The 18,333-nt window shown below is 44.3% G+C and carries 14 protein-coding genes; 7 read left to right on the forward strand and 7 right to left on the reverse strand.

What is annotated here, in order from left to right:
* Window positions 1-17: 17 nt before the first annotated feature.
* From I6E49_RS00165 to I6E49_RS00185, 5 genes are all read right to left on the reverse strand, one after another.
* The gene (locus tag I6E49_RS00165) at window positions 18-1,109 is read right to left on the reverse strand and encodes an aldose epimerase family protein (RefSeq protein WP_235393324.1); all 1,092 of its coding nucleotides are present in this window, start codon (window positions 1,107-1,109) and stop codon (window positions 18-20) included.
* Between the two features lie 425 nt (window positions 1,110-1,534).
* The gene (locus I6E49_RS00170; RefSeq protein WP_235399851.1) at window positions 1,535-2,830 is read right to left on the reverse strand and encodes a bifunctional folylpolyglutamate synthase/dihydrofolate synthase; all 1,296 of its coding nucleotides are present in this window, start codon (window positions 2,828-2,830) and stop codon (window positions 1,535-1,537) included.
* 94 nt (window positions 2,831-2,924) lie between these two features.
* Window positions 2,925-4,097, reverse strand: a complete 1,173-nt coding sequence (gene dnaJ / locus I6E49_RS00175) for a molecular chaperone DnaJ (RefSeq protein WP_235399852.1) — start codon at window positions 4,095-4,097, stop codon at window positions 2,925-2,927.
* A gap of 28 nt (window positions 4,098-4,125) precedes the next feature.
* Window positions 4,126-4,710: a nucleotide exchange factor GrpE gene (locus I6E49_RS00180; protein WP_235399853.1), complete on the reverse strand. Its 585-nt coding sequence runs from the start codon at window positions 4,708-4,710 to the stop codon at window positions 4,126-4,128.
* A gap of 197 nt (window positions 4,711-4,907) precedes the next feature.
* Complete coding sequence (locus I6E49_RS00185) at window positions 4,908-6,524, reverse strand: ABC-F family ATP-binding cassette domain-containing protein (protein WP_235399854.1); 1,617 nt, start codon at window positions 6,522-6,524, stop codon at window positions 4,908-4,910.
* Between the two features lie 225 nt (window positions 6,525-6,749).
* Here I6E49_RS00185 and I6E49_RS00190 point away from each other — a divergent pair, with 225 nt between their 5' ends.
* The 4 genes from I6E49_RS00190 to I6E49_RS00205 all read left to right on the forward strand — a co-directional run bounded on the left by I6E49_RS00190 (window position 6,750) and on the right by I6E49_RS00205 (window position 12,184).
* Window positions 6,750-7,673 carry an RluA family pseudouridine synthase gene (locus tag I6E49_RS00190; protein WP_235399855.1) on the forward strand — a complete coding sequence of 308 codons (924 nt, stop codon included), beginning with the start codon at window positions 6,750-6,752 and terminating at the stop codon, window positions 7,671-7,673.
* Window positions 7,674-7,740: 67 nt separating this feature from the next.
* Window positions 7,741-8,457, forward strand: a complete 717-nt coding sequence (locus tag I6E49_RS00195; protein ID WP_235399856.1) for a DnaJ domain-containing protein — start codon at window positions 7,741-7,743, stop codon at window positions 8,455-8,457.
* A gap of 124 nt (window positions 8,458-8,581) precedes the next feature.
* A complete protein-coding gene (locus tag I6E49_RS00200; protein WP_235399857.1) occupies window positions 8,582-10,909 on the forward strand; it encodes a TonB-dependent receptor in 2,328 nt (775 codons plus the stop codon).
* A 51-nt stretch (window positions 10,910-10,960) separates the two neighbouring features.
* A complete protein-coding gene (locus tag I6E49_RS00205) occupies window positions 10,961-12,184 on the forward strand; it encodes a DUF5103 domain-containing protein (protein ID WP_235399858.1) in 1,224 nt (407 codons plus the stop codon).
* A gap of 113 nt (window positions 12,185-12,297) precedes the next feature.
* On the opposite strand, the gene I6E49_RS00210 is transcribed toward I6E49_RS00205, so the two are convergent.
* Window positions 12,298-13,104 carry a DUF4738 domain-containing protein gene (locus I6E49_RS00210; RefSeq protein WP_235399859.1) on the reverse strand — a complete coding sequence of 269 codons (807 nt, stop codon included), beginning with the start codon at window positions 13,102-13,104 and terminating at the stop codon, window positions 12,298-12,300.
* Between the two features lie 186 nt (window positions 13,105-13,290).
* On the opposite strand from I6E49_RS00210, the gene I6E49_RS00215 reads away from it, so the two are divergent.
* Complete coding sequence (locus I6E49_RS00215) at window positions 13,291-14,208, forward strand: ComEA family DNA-binding protein (protein ID WP_235399860.1); 918 nt, start codon at window positions 13,291-13,293, stop codon at window positions 14,206-14,208.
* Between the two features lie 13 nt (window positions 14,209-14,221).
* On the opposite strand, the gene I6E49_RS00220 is transcribed toward I6E49_RS00215, so the two are convergent.
* Window positions 14,222-14,848: a TetR/AcrR family transcriptional regulator gene (locus I6E49_RS00220; protein WP_235399861.1), complete on the reverse strand. Its 627-nt coding sequence runs from the start codon at window positions 14,846-14,848 to the stop codon at window positions 14,222-14,224.
* Window positions 14,849-15,051: 203 nt separating this feature from the next.
* Here I6E49_RS00220 and I6E49_RS00225 point away from each other — a divergent pair, with 203 nt between their 5' ends.
* Both I6E49_RS00225 and ispE read left to right on the forward strand, forming a co-directional pair.
* On the forward strand, window positions 15,052-17,340 hold the full coding sequence (locus I6E49_RS00225) for an NADP-dependent malic enzyme (RefSeq protein WP_235399862.1): 2,289 nt from the start codon (window positions 15,052-15,054) through the stop codon (window positions 17,338-17,340).
* 94 nt (window positions 17,341-17,434) lie between these two features.
* The gene (gene ispE / locus I6E49_RS00230; protein WP_235399863.1) at window positions 17,435-18,280 is read left to right on the forward strand and encodes a 4-(cytidine 5'-diphospho)-2-C-methyl-D-erythritol kinase; all 846 of its coding nucleotides are present in this window, start codon (window positions 17,435-17,437) and stop codon (window positions 18,278-18,280) included.
* Window positions 18,281-18,333 lie beyond the last annotated feature (53 nt).

The raw sequence follows: 18,333 nt of genomic DNA on the forward strand, positions 1-18,333 counted from the left end.
ATTTATTTAGATTATTGTTATAAAGAAACTCCAAACTTATAGATTGTCTTCTGTGTGTACTCCTCACCAGGATTAAGCACTACAGACGGGAAGTAAGGACGATTGGGACTGTCGGGGAAATGCTGTGCCTCGAAGCAGATAGCACTACGACGCGGGAATGTAGCTCCATTCTGTCCCTTGTAGCCGTCGGCCCAGTTGTCTGTATAAACCTGCACTCCAGGTTCTGTTGTATAAACTTCCATTGTTCGGCCACTCACTGGTTCCTTGATTTTTGCAGCAAAGCTCAACTCACCTTCTTCAGCCTTGTTAAGTACAAAGCAATGGTCGTAGCCTGCGCCATTCTTTATCTGCTCATCGTCAGCATCAATATCCTGGCCTACTGGTTTCGGCGAACGGAAATCGAACGGAGTTCCCTTAACCATGCGAATTTCACCAGTTGGTATTGATGTATCGTCAATAGGCAGATAGAAGTCGGCATTGATCTCGCACTCGAGATTGTCAATGGCAGGTGTCGGGTTGGCAATGCCAGCAAGTGAGAAGAATCCATGGCTTGTAAGGTTAATCACGGTCTTCTTGTTTGTCTTTGCCATATACTCTATTACAAGCTCGTTGTCGTCGGTGAACGAATATTCTACAGTCACCTTCACCTCTCCCGAGAAGCCTTCTTCGCCATAGGGGCTTGTGTACTTCAGCACCAATGTCTGTGCGTTCATCTGTAATGCTTCCCAAACCTTGGCATTGTAGCCTTTCTTGCCGCCATGCAGACAGTTAGGACCATTGTTGATGGGGAGATGATATACCTTGCCGTTGAGCTGGAACTGTCCTTTGCAGATTCTGTTGCCGTAGCGTCCAACAAGTGTTGAAAGATAAGGCTCGGGCGAATTGATTACATCCTGAATGTTGTCATGGCCCTGGATAACATTGGCGTGTTTTCCATTCTTATCCGGCACCATAATAGCAACGATTGCTCCACCATAGTTGGTTATAGCAACTTCATTGCCCTGACTGTTCTTGAGTATATAAAGATCAGTTTGCTTACCGCCGATAGTAGTCTGAAAGTCACTTCTTTTCAGACCACAGATGTTTTCTGTCTCTGTAGTGTTATTCATAATTCAAGTTTTTAGTTTGTTAACGTTGTTGCAAAGTAACCAAAAAAAAACGTATTGCCCAAGGGAAAGGCACAAAAAAGTCAACAAACGTTCGTTAAAAACAATTAATTGCAACTCTTCCTTATGATTAAATGACTGAAGTGTAAAAATGTCAATATATTTAAAGCTATAATTTCTATTATAAATCCAATCGTTCCTCCTTCATTAGCTCTTCGCTACATCTCCGTTATGCATTCGTTATACGTCCGTTATGTCTTCGTTTTGCCTTCGTTATGTTTTCGCTCCGCTAACGAAGGATGATCGAGTTCACTACGGAGGATGATCGAGTTCACTACGGAGAATGAACGAAGCACGAACGAAGGCATAACGGAGATGTAGCAAAGTAAAATACCTAAAGAATAACAAAACAAAGCAGGACTCCTACCCTACTTGTTTTGCTGCAAATGCTCCAGGAAATCAGCAACAACATAGCTGCTGCCTCCTACGAAGATGAAATCCTTCGGGTCTGCATCCGACAAGGCCGCCTCGTACGCTTCGGCTACGCTACCATAACAATTGCCGTGCAGATTGTGCCGTTTGCCATATTCCTGCACCTTAGTCTCGGGTATAGCCCTGTGTGTGGTGGCTCTGGTGAAGTAGTAAGCAGCATCATTAGGGAGGTGGTTCATCACATGGTCGATATCCTTGTCGTCTACCATTCCGAAGACGATACGACGTGTCTTGCATTCAGGTTGAAGTATCTGCTTGCCCAAATACTGCCATCCCCCTTCATTATGTCCGGTGTCACACACCACAAGTGGTTCATGACATACTGTCTGCCATCGTCCCATAAGACCGGTAAGTCTGCACACCTCCTCAAATCCCTTTTGCACATTGGCTGTAGATAGGTTTATATTCCGTGTGCGAAGCATGTCTACAACGTGTAGTACTGTGTTGGCATTCTTCACTTGATAAGAGCCTCCTAAGGAGCCCTTAAAGTTGCCATAACCAGTTGTGATATAATCTATTCCGCATAATCCGTCAATCTTTGCTGAAACTACGTCAGAAGAGTCTTCTGCAAATACTATTGAGGAATTCCGTTCATATGCCACACGTTCAAAAACGGGACGAGTTTCATCGTTGGCTTCCCCGATAACAACTGGCACGTTATGCTTGATTATTCCTGCTTTCTCTGCCGCAATCTTAGCCAGTGTATCTCCAAGAAACATGGTATGGTCCAGACTGATATTGGTAATGACAGATATAATAGGCGTGATGATATTGGTACAATCGAGGCGTCCACCCAAGCCTACTTCTATAATGGCGATATCCACCTTCTGTTCGGCAAAATACTTGAATGCCAGAGCCGTTGTCAGTTCGAAGAATGAAGGATGCAGAGGTTCGAAGAAATCACGCTCATTCTCTACGAAATCTATTACGTATTGCTCGTCTATACATAGCCCATTGACACGTATGCGCTCACGAAAATCCACAAGATGTGGCGATGTGTAGAGTCCCACCCTATACCCAGCCAACTGCAGAATGGCAGCAAGCGTATGCGAGCACGAACCCTTGCCGTTGGTTCCGGCAATATGTATTGACTTGAAATTTCTATGAGGATGTCCGAAATGCTCATCCAAAGCCAAAGTATTGAACAATCCTTCCTTGTAAGCCGAAGCTCCCACCTTCTCAAATACAGGAGTTGAGTTGAAGAGATATTCAACCGTTTGCTTGTAATCCATTGTGTTTCTTTATTTATAGATACAAAAAAGGATGCACCATAAGTCAACTGGAGCATAGCCCAATCGCATTTGGCACATCCGTTTTTATGATGATTTAGTTAAAGTAATTCTTGAAACGGTCAAAAATAGACTTCTTTGTCTCTTTGTCACCCTTGAAGTTGTCGCTATCGCGGAAGGATTCAATAGCCTTCTTCTCGCTTGACGAGAGTTCCTTAGGAATGTACACGCTGATGTTGACAACCAAGTCGCCAGTACCATTACCATAGCCCTGTACAGATGGTAAGCCCTTGCCACGTAAGCGTAACGTCTTGCCGGGCTGTGTTCCGGCTTCAATCTTTATCTTCACCTTACCTCCGTCAATAGTCGGTACTTCTACTGTTCCACCAAGAACAGCAGTCGGGAAGTCAAGAAGGAGATTGTAAATCACATCGTTTCCGTCACGAACGAAAGTGTCGTTAGGCTCTTCCGTGATATAAACCTGTATGTTGCCATTCACACCATTGTGCTGACCAGCATTTCCCTTACCAGGAACATTGACCACCATACCCTCAGCTACGCCGGCAGGAATCTTTATCTCAACAACTTCCTCGCCTTTTACGATGCCACTACCGCCACATTCCTTACATTTGTTCTTTATAATAGTGCCTTCACCATTACATGTAGGACATTCCGACTGGGTCTGCATCATACCGAGCATTGTTCTGACAGTACGTGTCACTACTCCGCTACCATGGCATGTGGGACAGGTCTCGCTGCCGCTTCCGCCTTCAGCTCCAGTACCATGACAATGCTGACATTGCACATATTTCTTAACCTTGAATTTCTTGGTGACACCAGTTGCTATTTCCTGAAGTGTCAGATTAACCTTTATGCGCAAATCGGCTCCACGATATTGTGGCTTTTGTCTTTGTCCGCCTCCACCGAAGCCTTCAAATCCTCCAAAGCCACCCCCATGTCCGCCAAATACATCGCCAAACATAGAGAAGATGTCGTCCATTGAGAAGCTGCCGCCTCCGCCGAAACCTCCAAAGCCGCTACCACCACCGGGAGCGTCAAAGCCGAACTGGTCATACTGCTGGCGCTTGTTAGCATCATGCAGCACATCATAAGCCTCGGCAGCCTCCTTGAATTTCTCCTCAGCCTCCTTGTCGCCTGGATTCTTGTCTGGATGATACTTTATGGCTATTTTGCGGTAAGCCTTCTTTATCTCGTCATCTGTGGCAGTCTTGCTAACGCCAAGTACTTCGTAATAGTCTCTTTTTGCCATTGCATTAATATTGAAGATTGTTTACTACTTACTGTCCGACAGCCACCTTGGCGTGACGTATCACTTTGTCATTAAGCTTATATCCTGTCTGCAGACAATCTATAACCTTGCCTTTATTGTCGTCGCCCATACCCGGAACCATAGCAACAGCCTCATGATAGTCGACGTTAAAGTCCTGCCCTTCGGTTTCAATTTTCTTTACACCGATTGACTCAAGAACCTTCTTGAACTTGTTGAATATAAGCTGCATGCCATCCCTAACAGCCTGAGCATCGCCGGTATCGGTAGCAAGTGCACGCTCGAAATCGTCCAATACTGGAAGAACAGCGCAAACAGTCTTCTCGCTTCCGTTAAGCAGCAATTCTGCTTTCTCCTTAAGTGTACGCTTCTTGTAATTGTCAAACTCGGCTGCTGTACGCAAATAGCGGTCGCGCAATTGCTCAATCTCTTTTTCGGCTGCCTCAAGTTTGGCATTCACGTCACTGTTTTCTTCTGTCATTTCCTCGTTACGGTCAGTTGTTTCTGCCTCATTGGCACCTTCAGTTGCTGTAGCTTCTACATTTCCGTCCTTAACTTCAATGTCTTTCTCTTCTGTTTTATCGTTATTTTTCATTTCGCTTTTGTTCTTAGTAAAATACGTTTTCTAAAGTACACTACAAAATCCTTGCCAAATTGAAACATATGCACAGAAAAACATACGAGTAGACAAAGATACAGACTGTCACATTAATTATACGTCTGCATAAAGTTGCCTACTCGTATTATATTTCACATATCAGCATGTCTGCGACACACTATATTACTTATACATTATTTATTATACATCTGTGCCTTCAGGGCCTTGATGTCTTCGCTGTATATATAGTCGTCATAATCCATAAGCTTATCGATTGTACCATTCGGTGTAAGCTCGATTATGCGGTTAGCAACAGTCTGGATAAACTCGTGGTCGTGGCTTGAGAAAAGAATGTTTCCCTTGAATCCTACGAGGTTGTTGTTGAAAGCCTGGATACTCTCCAAGTCCAAGTGGTTGGTAGGAGTGTCCAGAATCAGACAGTTGGCATTCTTCAGCTGCATGCGTGCTATCATACATCTCATACGCTCGCCTCCCGAGAGTACGTTCACCTTCTTGAGCACATCTTCGCCAGAGAAGAGCATACGTCCAAGGAATCCCTTCATCACGACCTCATTGCCCGGACCGTACTGTGAGAGCCAGTCTACGAGGTTCTTGTCGCTCTTGAAGAATTCGGTATTGTCAAGTGGCAGGTAGGCAGTTGTTATTGTCACGCCCCACTTGAATGTACCGGCAGCAGCTTCACGATTGCCGTTTATTATCTCAAAGAGAGCTGTCATAGCCTTAGGGTTATGGCTAAGGAACACTACCTTCTCTCCCTTCTCGATGTTGAAGTTAACATTGTCGAACAATACAGTTCCATCCTCGTCAACAGCCTTAAGTCCTTCTACCTCAAGAATCTGATTGCCCGGCTCGCGCTCCATCTGGAAGATGATGCCTGGATATTTACGGCTTGACGGACGGATTTCCTCAACGTTAAGCTTCTCAAGCATTTTCTTACGCGAAGTGGTCTGCTTACTCTTTGCCACATTGGCAGAGAAACGACGAATAAACTCCTCAAGCTCCTTACGCTTCTCTTCAGCCTTCTGGCGCTGGTTCTGCTGCTGACGCAAAGCCAACTGTGAGCTCTCATACCAGAAAGAATAGTTTCCGGCAAATACCGTAACCTTACCAAAGTCGATATCTACAGTCTGTGTACTTACAGCGTCAAGGAAGTGACGGTCGTGACTAACCACAAGCACAGTCTGCTCCACATTGCTAAGATATTCCTCAAGCCACTGTACGGTGTCGAGGTCAAGGTCGTTGGTAGGCTCGTCGAGCAAGAGGTTGTCTGGATTGCCAAAGAGAGCCTTTGCAAGCATGACACGTACCTTCTCATTATTAGAAAGTTCGCTCATCTGCTTCTCGTGCAATGCCTCAGGTATGCCAAGATTGGCAAGCATCTGGGCAGCATTGCTCTCTGCCTCCCAGCCATCCATTTCGGCAAACTTGAGTTCAAGATCAGCAGCACGGTTGCCGTCCTCTTCGGTCATTTCCAACTTTGAGTAAAGCGCCTCACGCTCCTTCATGTTATTCCAAAGTGGCTCATGACCCATAAGAACAGTATCGAGAACACGATATTCGTCAAATTTGAAGTGGTCCTGTTCAAGCACTGAGAGACGCTCGCCTGGGCCAAGTTCTACCGAACCCTTATTAGGCTCCAGATCGCCGCTAATTGCGCGCAGAAGTGTAGATTTGCCGGCGCCATTGGCACCAATAACACCATAAATATTACCTGCTGTAAATTTCAGATTAACATCCTTGTATAATACTCTCTTACCGAACTGTATCGCGAGATTGCTAACTGTTATCATTGACTATTATTTGTAATTAATTGAATTTTAATAAATAACCAAGTATTTGCATGCAAAGTTACTCATTTTTTTTCGTACCGGCAAATTGTATATATATATATTGTACGGGCTCTAAGCATAGAATACAGACTTTAATTAACAGATTTTCGCAAATGAAGTTTTACTCATATTGTTAAGTTGCGAACAAAAATATGTACCTTTGCAACATATAATTCAAATTATTTTATGGCATCAAATAAAAACAACACACGAAATAGTTCTGGTATACAGAGAAGCAACTCTGACAGTACTTTGTACACTTTCAATGGTAGCCAACCAGCCCCTCTGCTTGAATACCTTCTCAATACTATAGGCGAAAGCCGCTCCAAGACCAAGGCCATACTGCAGGGACATGGAATCAGAATCAACGGCAAGGTAGTCACACAGTTTGACACCCCATTGAAGGCCGGCGACACAATAAGCGTTAGCCGCCATAAACGCAAGAGCGATTTCAAGAACAAGTTTGTCAAGATTGTATATGAAGACCGTTGGATTGTAGTAATAGAAAAGAACATAGGCATCCTCTCTATGGCGGCAGGCCACTCTTCGTTAAATGTAAAGTCGGTACTCGACGATTACTTTGCCAAGTCGCACCAGAAATGTCGCGCACATGTGGTACACCGTCTTGACCGCGATACTTCTGGCCTTATGATTTACGCCAAAGACATTGACACCGAACAGATACTTGAGCACAACTGGCACCAGATAGTGTACGACCGCCGCTATGTAGCTGTGACAAGTGGCGAGATGAAGGACGATAACGGCACTATAGCCAATTGGCTTAAGGACAGCAAAGCCTACATCACATATTCATCACCCGTTGACAATGGAGGCAAATATGCGGTGACACACTACCACGTACTCAACCGCACTACTGAGCACACTCTGGTAGAATACAAACTTGAAACTGGCAGAAAGAATCAGATACGTGTACATTCTGCCGACATGGGACATCCTGTCTGTGGTGACATAAAATATGGCAATGGTGACGACCCGTTGCATCGTCTTTGCCTACATGCGTATATGCTGTGTTTCACCCACCCCGTAACGGGCGAACGTATGGACTTTACCACACCTATACCTACCGCATTCCGCAGTCTGTTCAAATAGTAGCATGTGCTTGTAGTCGTGGCATAAAATTTGCATCGGTGAATAATAAAGAAAGGAGATATTCATTATGGCATTTATTGACTACTATAAGATTCTTGGAGTTGACCGCAACATACCTCAAGATCAAGTACGCGAAGCCTATCGCAAGCGTGCCAAATTGTTCCATCCAGACTTGCATCCAAACGACCCTAAGGCAAAGGCAAAGTTCCAGGCTCTGAATGAAGCCTACGACGTAATATCCGACCCTGAAAAGCGTAAGAAATACGATCAGTATGGCGAGAAATGGCGAGAGGCTGACGCTTTTGCACAAAATGGCGGTGCAGCAGGCAATGACAACGGCAGCTACTATTGGAGTTCTAACACAGGAACTGGTGGAGGTTCCCCATTCGAAGGATTCGACTTCTCGGGATTCGGAACTGAGGGAAGTGGTTTCTCAAGTTTCTTTCAAGACCTATTCGGGTCAAAAGCAGGCAGAAGCCGTACTTCACGCTCACGCAGCACAATGCGGCAGAACAGCGGTGAGATGACCGCCAACGTCAACATCGACCTCTATACTGCGCTGCTTGGCGGCGAGGTGATAATCCAACTGGGCAACGGTTCGAAAATCAAGCTTAAGGTTAAACCCGAGACACAGAACGGCACAAAGGTACGTTTGCGTGGCAAAGGCTACGACCGAGGAGACGGCACAATGGGCGACCTCATCATAACTTACAACGTGAAACTGCCTACCAACTTGACAGACAAACAGAAACAATGCCTCATGCAAATGCGCGACTCTATCTAAACGACTGCATTTTTAATAAGGCATTAAGGCAATAATAGTTTTACAAGGACGTTTATTAAGTATGAAAAATAAGAAAATTCTATTCATACTAATAAACGTCCTTGTTTTTTTTGCACCTGCCATTATGCAGGCGCAATCATTCACCCTACACGGACGCGTCATCGACGAGAGCAATAATCCTATAGAATTTGCCACAGTATCATGTGCCAAACAAGGCAAAATGACAATGACATCATTGAAGGGCGAATATACCCTGCAACTTCACTCAGCCGACTCGGTAGAGATACGCTTCTCAATGATTGGCTATCGCACCAAGACGAGAATACTCAGAAAACCACGCGGTAAGCAGACGCTGCAGACCGTTCTTTACAGCAATGTAGGAGAGATAGAAGGAGTGACCGTGACTGGTACAAAAATCCAGACCGGACAGATGCAGCAGCTTAAGAAAGACGATATCAAGAACATGCCGTCAGTTAGCGGCAATGCTGTTGAGGAAATGTTGCAGGGTCAGGCTGGCGTGTCTACTCATAACGAATTGTCTTCGAAGTATAACGTACGAGGCGGTTCGTTCGACGAGAATAGCGTATATATAAATAATGTGGAAATATACCGTCCGTTCCTGGTTAGAAGCGGACAGCAGGAAGGCATCTCTATCATCAATCCCGAGATGGTTGAAAAGATAGAGTTTTCTACAGGAGGATACGAGGTACGATATGGCGACAAAATGTCATCGGCCCTTAATATAACATACCGCCAACCTTCAAGATTAGAAGCGTCAGCCTATGCAAGTCTGCTGGGCGACGGTATTTATGTAGACTACGGCAATAAGAAATTTGCATGGAGCAACAGCGTGAGATACAAGACAACACGCAATCTGCTTGGTTCATTGGACACTAAGGGCGAATACCGCCCCACCTTCGTCGACTACCAGACTTTTCTTACACTCAAGCCCAACAAGCGTTGGGAGATAAACATATTGGGCAATATCTCAAACAACAACTATAACTTCTATCCCGAAGACCGCGAAACCAGATTCGGAACGAGCGAAGACGTAAAGTCTTTTCGCGTATTTTTTGACGGACAGGAGAAAGATGTCTTCCGTACTTATTTCGGCTCGGCTGGATTGACATACAAGATTTGCAACGCAACAAAAGTGTCGCTGATGGCTTCGGCATTCAAGACCCACGAACAGGAACGTTACGACATTCAGGGACAATACTGGCTTACACAAACCGAGACAAGTGAAAATCTCGGTGTCGGCACATTCTTCCAGCACGCTCGCAACTATCTCGATGCTCATGTTGAAAGCCTGAAGATGATGTTCAACACTAAGGCGAAAAAGCACGACATTGAAGCCGCTTTCACCATAAAGAACGAACACATCACCGAGAATTCGGCCGAGTATGAGATGCGCGACTCAAGCAATTACAATATTCCGCACACAGGCAGCGACCTCAAGATGATTTACAGTATGCGTGCCAAAAATTCGCTTAGTGCACGACGCATGGAGGCCTACATCCAGGACACTTATCGCTTTGCCAGCGCAGGCAAGAAGACTCTTTACACTCTCAATTACGGTGTACGCATTGCCCATTGGAGCTACAATAAGGAGACGATATTAAGTCCGCGCGTCTCACTCGGCATAATTCCGGCTTTCAACGAGAATGTAACCATGCGACTTGCTACAGGACTTTACTATCAGTCGCCTTTCTTTAAAGAGATACGCGACACATCTACCGTCAATGGTGTGACATATGCCACACTCAACCGCAAGGCTAAGAGCCAACGCTCCATCCATCTTATTGCCGGTTACGACTATCGTTTCAAGATAAACAACCGACAATTTCGTTTTTCGGCAGAGGCTTACTACAAGATTCTCGGCAATCTTATCCCTTATAGTGTCAACAACGTCAAGGTAGTATACTATGGAGGCAATGAATGTTCCGGACACGCTGCCGGACTTGACATGAAACTCTATGGAGAATTCGTGCCCGGAGCCGACTCGTGGCTGTCGTTCTCGTTGATGGACACAAGTATGAAACTCAACAACAAATCGATACCGCTTCCCACTGACCAGCGGTTTGCCGTAAGCCTGTTCTTTACCGACTATTTCCCCGGAACACAACGTTGGAAGATGTCATTAAAACTGGCTTATGCCGACGGCCTGCCTTTCTCGGCTCCACATCAGGAACTGGAGACCAACTCGTTTCGTGCTCCTGCCTACAAGCGTGTGGATATGGGACTCAGCTACCGGCTTATTGACAACACCTGTCATAACAGCAAGCTTAATCCGCTGCGCAATGTATGGCTGGGCATAGAGTGTCTCAATCTGTTGGGCATAAGCAATGTCAACTCCTACTACTGGGTCACCGACGTCACCGCACAACAATATGCGGTACCCAATTATCTGACTGGTCGTCAGTTGAATTTCAAAGTTTCAGTTGATTTATAATCTATATTTATTTTGACAGATATGTTGTCAAGCATACCCATAAGACTATTAATGGCAGGGCTGGTCGTGTGCTTCAGCACGACAGCCACTGCCCAAAGGGATGTTGTGTTATCCAAAAACATTGCCTCGTTGCAGGTCGTTGCCGGCAATAGGTGGCTTTCTATGCCTATAATCAACATAAAGGACGGCACTCCGATAAATATCCATTTTGACGACCTTACACACGACTATCACAGATATGTCTATAAATTACAGCATTGCGAAGCCGACTGGTCAGCATCAGAAGGCATTTTCGACACTGACTTCTGCGACGGATTTGCCGATGGCGACGTTATTGACAGCTACACAAAGTCGGTCAATACCAATAGCATATACACCCATTACGAACTGTCAATACCCAACGAACGATGCCGGCTGAATATGAGCGGCAACTATAGGCTCGCTGTTTATGACGACAACGATAAGGACACCATTCTATATGCTCATTTTATGGTGGTAGATCCATTTGTAAAAATTGAAGCAAGCGTATCGTCAAATACCGATATTGACGCAAATGCAACCCACCAACAAGTGTCAGGCAGCGTGGACTTTTCAGGATTAAGAATATCCAATCCCGAAAAAGAGCTAACGACAATAATAATGCAAAACGGTGTATGGAGCACAGCCCGTTACAACACCAAGCCTCAGACTGTGCTCTCAAATAAGATGATATTCAGCCACAACCGCGAACTGATTTTCGATGGTGGCAACGAATACCGCAAGTTTGAGATTCTTGACGTTGAGCGTCCTTCTATGGGTGTGGAGTCAATGTATTGGGATGGCACCAATTATTGTGCCGACCTATGGACCGATGAGCCACGACGTAATTATATATACGACGAAGATGCCAACGGACATTTCTACATTCGCAATAGCGACAACGTAGAGAACGACATTGCTTCTGACTATGTCAATGTGAAGTTTGCATTAAGCATCCAAAAGCAGCCTGGTCCGGTTTACATTAATGGAGTATGGACAAGCATTATGGGCAAGCACGGCATTAAGATGGAATACAATGACGATGCAAAACGATATGAAGCGTATGCGCTGTTGAAGCAAGGCTACTATTCATACCGATATATTACAACTACCCTTGACGGTTCTACGGTATTGCCATTGACAGATGAAGGTAATTTCCATCAGACAGAAAATGAATACCAGATACTCGTATATTACCGACAGTTCGGACAAAGGGCTGACCAGCTTGTGGGCTATAAGAATATCAAAACAAGGTAAAAAAAGTAATATATATCAAATGGCAAAGTAATATATATTAAATGGCAAAGTAATATATATTACTTGGTCAAGTATTATTATATTACTTTGCCATCATTCTTTCATTCTTATATTTACTTCTTTATTCTGAAGAAAACCTTACCGTCGTAAGTGACAACAGTTTCTACATAATAGCTTATGGAGGTTTCAGGAATAGCAAGAACAGCAAAGAAATGTATTCCCTCACTATCCGCCTTGTCGAATGTCATATCGCTGAATACAGCCTGACGCAGGAACTGGCTTGGCACTTCATTTTTGAAGCATTCCTTACGCATATCGTTTGAATAAAGCTTATTGGCTCCTTTGTAGACATTAAGATTGACAATATTGTCGTAATATACATTGTCCACCTCTACACCATCCTCATTGCACGAGCTCTTGGCTACCTTATAAGTAGTAGGGTTTACCTGAACGTAGCAATGATACTTGTCATTATTATTAAAGAAAACAGTATCGCGCTTAACAACCTTATTTTGATTGATTGTCAACACCGTCTTGGCAGCAAACATGTCCAAATAAGATTTGTCACTTGTCTTGCACAGCTTTACCTTCTCGCCATTCTGGTTGACAAATATAAACAGGTGGGGCGTCTGCTTCACAATATGATAGCTAATAGTGTTGCCGCCTACAATTATAAACGAGTCCTTCTCGATACGGAAATAAGCTGGCATACTTGTAGAGTCTGGAAAATAGACGGTATCACCCTTTATGCGAAAGACGACATCCTCGTCCTCGTCATCAAGCCATATACCTTGAAGATTCTTCTTTGCTACAAGATCTTCTGCTGCTTCTGATGTTTTGTTATTACGTGAGTTGCATCCTAAAACAAGGAAGAAACCTAAGATGAAACTTAATATTTTTACACTATTGTTTGTAATCATGCTTATTGCCTCTAATGAAGACGGATGTTAATAATTTGCACACAAAGGTAATGCTTTAGCTCAAAACAGCAAAACATTAGGCTTTATTTTATTATAAATCTTTATTCTTTTTGATGATAATCTTGCAACGAACCATTACATTTACTATCTTTGTGCCAAAACTAGTAATACCTTAAACTATATATTATGCATAAATCTGACAGAAGAGGCTTGCTGTTCCTTTTGAGCCTGTTTGTTATCTTTGCCGTTCTTACAGGCTATTTCGCTGATACGGAATACAGCAATGATATTGTCAACAATTCTGCTGACACCACTCTACATAAGAACCCATCACAACATAAGGAAGAAACTGCCGACGCATATGCCGTGCCTACACGCAAAGTAGAAACGTTCTGCTTCGATCCCAATACAGCCGACAGCACACAACTGCTGCGTCTTGGACTACAACCATGGCAGGTTCGCAACATTTACAAATTCCGCGCTCGTGGTGGCGTATACCAATGCAAGGAAGACTTTGCCTACGTCTATGGTCTGACAGCCAAGGACTACAAGCGTTTGGCTCCATACATACACATCTCAAGTGACTATCTTCCAGCCTCGTCATTGACCGAAGTCAGAAATGGCAGGCAGCGTACATACAGCCAAAGAGCCCAATACCATAATCACTCTATTGAATACAACTTTAAGGAGAAAGGGTACACACCCAAGATAAAGGATGGCGAGACATTGAAGATAAACAGCTCAGACACAACCGAACTGAAGAAGATTCCTGGAATAGGCAGCTACTACGCCCGACGCATAGTAGACTACCGCACACGTCTCGGTGGATACGTTTCGAAAGAACAACTGTTAGAAATTGATGATTTTCCTGCCAAGGCTATAGCCTACATAAATATCGACAGCGACAATATCAAGAAAATAAACATTAACAAGAGTTCTCTCGCACAGATCAAGCATCATCCATACATTAATTATTATCAAGCAAGTGCTATCGTCAACTACCGTCGGTTGCATGGTATGATTAAATCCATAAACGAACTGCATCTAATGAAAGAATTCTCACAAGAAGATCTCAAAAGAATAGAACCTTATGTGACATACTAAACCCAGATAGCCCCTACTCGACTATAGACGAGTCAAGCAGAGCAATACCTTCAGCTGTGCATAAGCCACGCAGGAATAGGAACAAAATGTTGTGCAATAAATCTTTCATTCCATATTTTTCATACATTTCAGTCTTCATAGCATACTCCATTGAAGCTGCACCTATCTGCGACACGATGTCAAAATCGACATCCTTACGGAAATGACCCTCACTCACAGCACGCGCAAAAAACTCATTGGCATTGGCATTACGCTTAATGCGTTTCTGGTTGAGATACTCCATCACATGTCCATACTTTGATAGTTCTTGATAGAAAACCGGAGACACGTCACTGACATTTTGCATCTGAAATCTGTAGAACTCGAGGATAATGTCAATTGAACTGTGGCTATTGTCATTGCTGAATTCTATCATATGCTTTTCAAATGCCTCCTCTTGCATACGGACACATTCCAAAAGCAATTCTTCCTTATTGGAAAATATTTCATATAAAGTACGCTTCGATATGCTCAGGCGGCTCGCTATATCATCCATTTTGACAGCCTTGACCCCGCAACGTCTGAACTCACGCATAGCAACATGCATTATTTTGGCAGGCAGCTCCATACGGTAGTTGGTCTGTAAATTGTCTTTATGCATCTGTATGTTTTATCAGTATATTTTTATGTGTATATTTAAAGCGATGCAAAGTTACAAAAACTTTCGATTGGTTCAAAGTTTTCTAAATAAAAACACCAATAAAGTTGTATATTTTCTTGTTTTTAGTTACTTTTGTATCGTATTATAAGTTAATATTAGTAATTTGTAAAAAATGCACATAAAACAATAAAAACAGAATAAAAATGGTAAAAATTACAAAAGAAAACGCTTTGGAATATCACCAAAGCGGTCGTCCTGGCAAGATTGAAGTCAAGCCGACAAAACCTTACCACACCCAAACCGACCTTAGTCTTGCATATTCTCCTGGAGTGGCTTTCCCATGCTTGGAAATCCAGAGCAATCCTGACGATGTGTACAAGTACACCGATAAAGGCAACCTTGTTGCTGTGATATCAAATGGTACTGCAGTACTTGGCCTTGGCGACATTGGTGCCATGAGTGGCAAGCCAGTAATGGAAGGCAAGGGACTTCTGTTTAAGATTTACGGAGGCATCGATGTGTTTGACATAGAGGTCGACGAGAAAGACCCAGAGAAGTTCTGTGAGGCTGTAGAGAAGATCGCTCCTACTTTTGGTGGTATCAACCTTGAGGACATCAAGGCACCAGAATGCTTCTATATTGAAGAACGTCTGAAGAAGACTCTCGACATTCCGGTTATGCACGACGACCAGCATGGTACTGCCATCATATCGGCTGCAGGATTGAAGAATGCTCTTGAAGTTGCTGGCAAGGACATTGCAAATGTGCACATCGTTGTGAATGGTGCAGGTGCTGCCGCCATAAGCTGTACAAAGCTTTATGTGGCTTTGGGCGCGAAGATTGAGAATATCGTAATGCTCGACTCTAAAGGCGTTATCACAGCCGACCGTCCCAACCTTACCACACAGAAGCAGATGTTCGCCACTCACCGAACTGACATCCACACTCTTGAGGAGGCTATCAAAGGTGCCGATGTATTCGTAGGTCTGTCAAAGGGCAACGTGCTTTCGCAGGATATGATACGCTCAATGTCTGATTCGCCTATCGTGTTTGCTCTTGCCAACCCCGTACCAGAAATCAGCTATGAGGACGCTATGGCAAGCCGTCCTGACGTGCTCATGTCAACAGGTCGTAGCGACTATCCCAACCAGATTAACAACGTTATCGGTTTCCCATACATCTTCCGCGGTGCTCTTGACGTTCATGCCAAGGCTATCAACGAGGAGATGAAGATGGCTGCCGTACATGCTATTGCCGACTTGGCTAAGCAGCCTGTTCCCGATATCGTAAATGAGGTTTACCATGTCAACGACCTTAGCTTCGGACCTAAGTATTTCATTCCGAAACCTGTCGACCCGCGTCTTATCACAGAGGTTAGTGCTGCTGTGGCAAAGGCAGCTATCGAAAGTGGAGTTGCAAGAAAGACCATAACCGACTGGGATTCGTACAAGAAGAACCTTATGGAGCTGCTCGGTCAGGAAACCAAGCTCACACGCAATCTGCATGATACAGCACGCATGCACCCACAGCGTGTAGTATTTGCCGAGGGTGCCCATCCTTCAATGATGAAAGCTGCAGTACAGGCCAAGACCGAAGGCTTCTGCTACCCTATTCTATTGGGCAACCCCGACCGCTTGCGCCGTGTTGCAGAGCGTTTGAAGCTTAATCTTGATGGTATTGAGTTGATTGATATGCGTGCCGATCAGGAACAGGGCAGACGTGCTACATATGCCAAACATCTGGCAAAGAAGCGTGCTCGTCAAGGTTACACATTCGAGGAGGCTTATGACAAGATGTACGAGCGCAACTACTTCGGTATGATGATGGTTGAAACTGGCGACGCAGACGCATTCATTACCGGCTTGTATACCAAATACTCAAACACAATCAAGGTGGCAAAGGAGGTTATCGGTATACGTCCCGAATTCAATACATTCGCCACAATGCATATCCTCAACACCAAGAAGGGCGTGTTCTTCCTCTCGGATACACTCATCAACCGCCATCCGGACGAGAACATACTTATCGACATTGCACGTCTTTCGGCCAATACAGTTCAGTTCTTCAACGAGGAGCCACACATTGCTATGATTAGCTACTCTAACTTTGGTACAGACGAAATTGGCAGCCCCGTGAAGGTTCATAACGCTGTAGAAACATTGCAATCACGTTATCCCGATATGGTCATCGATGGTGAGATGCAGGTTAATTTCGCTCTCAACAAGCAGCTTCGTGACGGCAAGTATCCGTTCACACGCCTGAAGGGACTGGATGTAAACACTCTTGTATTCCCCAATATGAGCAGTGCTCAGGGTAGCTACAAATTGTTGCAGGCATTGGATCCTGACGCCGAAATCATCGGTCCGATTCAGATGGGTCTCAACAAGCCTATCCACTTCACCGACTTCGAAAGTTCGGTACGCGACATTGTCAACATCACAGCTGTGGCTGTAATCGATGCTTACGTTGACAAGATAAAGAAAGAAAAATAATATATTTACCAAAAACCTGAGGGGATATGCTTCATGCAATGAATGTGTGAGCACATCCCCTCTTGCATTTATCCCTAAATACACCTTATATAATATGATTGATTTTCCTTGTGCAAAAATAAATCTCGGACTAAATATTGTCGAGAAACGAAACGATGGTTACCACAATCTGCAGACTGTTTTCCTGCCAGTACAGCTTTGTGATGCATTGGAGATAAAGACAATGAGCGAGCTGTTCCCATCAGATACAAATTGCGACCTTAAGGTAAGTGGCGACGGAATATGCTGCAACGAGGCTGACAATCTTGTAGTGAAAGCCTACAATATGCTGGCAGCCGACTATGAAATACCGCGTATTCATACACACCTGTACAAACGAATACCGAGCCAGGCCGGACTCGGAGGAGGTTCGAGCGATGCTGCTTTTATGCTGAAGTTGCTCGACCAGCGTTTTCGCATCAACGCAGGTAATGCCGAACTGGAGAAGTATGCTGCACGCTTGGGTGCTGACTGTCCTTTCTTCATCAATGCCGAACCTGCCTATGCCGAGGGTATTGGCGAGATTCTGTCGCCTGTAGAAATCACTGACAACGCATTAAGCGGCTACACACTTGTGATAGTAAAGCCACAAGTGTCCGTATCTACCAAGGAGGCCTTTGCAGGAATTACTCCACATATGCCCAAGGTGTCGTGCCGTGAAATTGTAGCTATGCCAATAGAAGAATGGAAGGGATTGCTGACCAACGATTTCGAAGATAGCGTATTTGCCCAATATCCCGAATTACAGACCATAAAAAACAAACTATATGAAGCAGGAGCGGCATATGCTCAGATGAGTGGAAGCGGCAGCTCTATTTTCGGAATATTCAAAACTAAGCCTTGCAACGACTCTATTCACAAAACTTTCGTCGGAAGCAAGATCTACATTCTCAGTTTGTAATTAGCTTAAAAGCAATAAGAAAGTTGAAAAACATAAGAGCGAAAGAAGGTTAA

This window comes from Leyella stercorea (genome assembly GCF_021531655.1).

What these genes read in the sequence shown, in the direction of transcription:
- I6E49_RS00180 (WP_235399853.1), bottom strand. Translation starts at nt 4,710, where the DNA reads ATGAAAAATAACGATAAAACAGAAGAGAAAGACATTGAAGTTAAGGAC.
- I6E49_RS00210 (WP_235399859.1), bottom strand. Translation starts at nt 13,104, where the DNA reads ATGATTACAAACAATAGTGTAAAAATATTAAGTTTCATCTTAGGTTTC.
- I6E49_RS00215 (WP_235399860.1), top strand. Translation starts at nt 13,291, where the DNA reads ATGCATAAATCTGACAGAAGAGGCTTGCTGTTCCTTTTGAGCCTGTTT.
- I6E49_RS00170 (WP_235399851.1), bottom strand. Translation starts at nt 2,830, where the DNA reads ATGGATTACAAGCAAACGGTTGAATATCTCTTCAACTCAACTCCTGTA.
- I6E49_RS00220 (WP_235399861.1), bottom strand. Translation starts at nt 14,848, where the DNA reads ATGCATAAAGACAATTTACAGACCAACTACCGTATGGAGCTGCCTGCC.
- I6E49_RS00200 (WP_235399857.1), top strand. Translation starts at nt 8,582, where the DNA reads ATGCAGGCGCAATCATTCACCCTACACGGACGCGTCATCGACGAGAGC.
- I6E49_RS00225 (WP_235399862.1), top strand. Translation starts at nt 15,052, where the DNA reads ATGGTAAAAATTACAAAAGAAAACGCTTTGGAATATCACCAAAGCGGT.
- I6E49_RS00195 (WP_235399856.1), top strand. Translation starts at nt 7,741, where the DNA reads ATGGCATTTATTGACTACTATAAGATTCTTGGAGTTGACCGCAACATA.
- I6E49_RS00190 (WP_235399855.1), top strand. Translation starts at nt 6,750, where the DNA reads ATGGCATCAAATAAAAACAACACACGAAATAGTTCTGGTATACAGAGA.
- dnaJ (WP_235399852.1), bottom strand. Translation starts at nt 4,097, where the DNA reads ATGGCAAAAAGAGACTATTACGAAGTACTTGGCGTTAGCAAGACTGCC.
- I6E49_RS00165 (WP_235393324.1), bottom strand. Translation starts at nt 1,109, where the DNA reads ATGAATAACACTACAGAGACAGAAAACATCTGTGGTCTGAAAAGAAGT.
- I6E49_RS00185 (WP_235399854.1), bottom strand. Translation starts at nt 6,524, where the DNA reads ATGATAACAGTTAGCAATCTCGCGATACAGTTCGGTAAGAGAGTATTA.
- I6E49_RS00205 (WP_235399858.1), top strand. Translation starts at nt 10,961, where the DNA reads ATGGCAGGGCTGGTCGTGTGCTTCAGCACGACAGCCACTGCCCAAAGG.
- ispE (WP_235399863.1), top strand. Translation starts at nt 17,435, where the DNA reads ATGATTGATTTTCCTTGTGCAAAAATAAATCTCGGACTAAATATTGTC.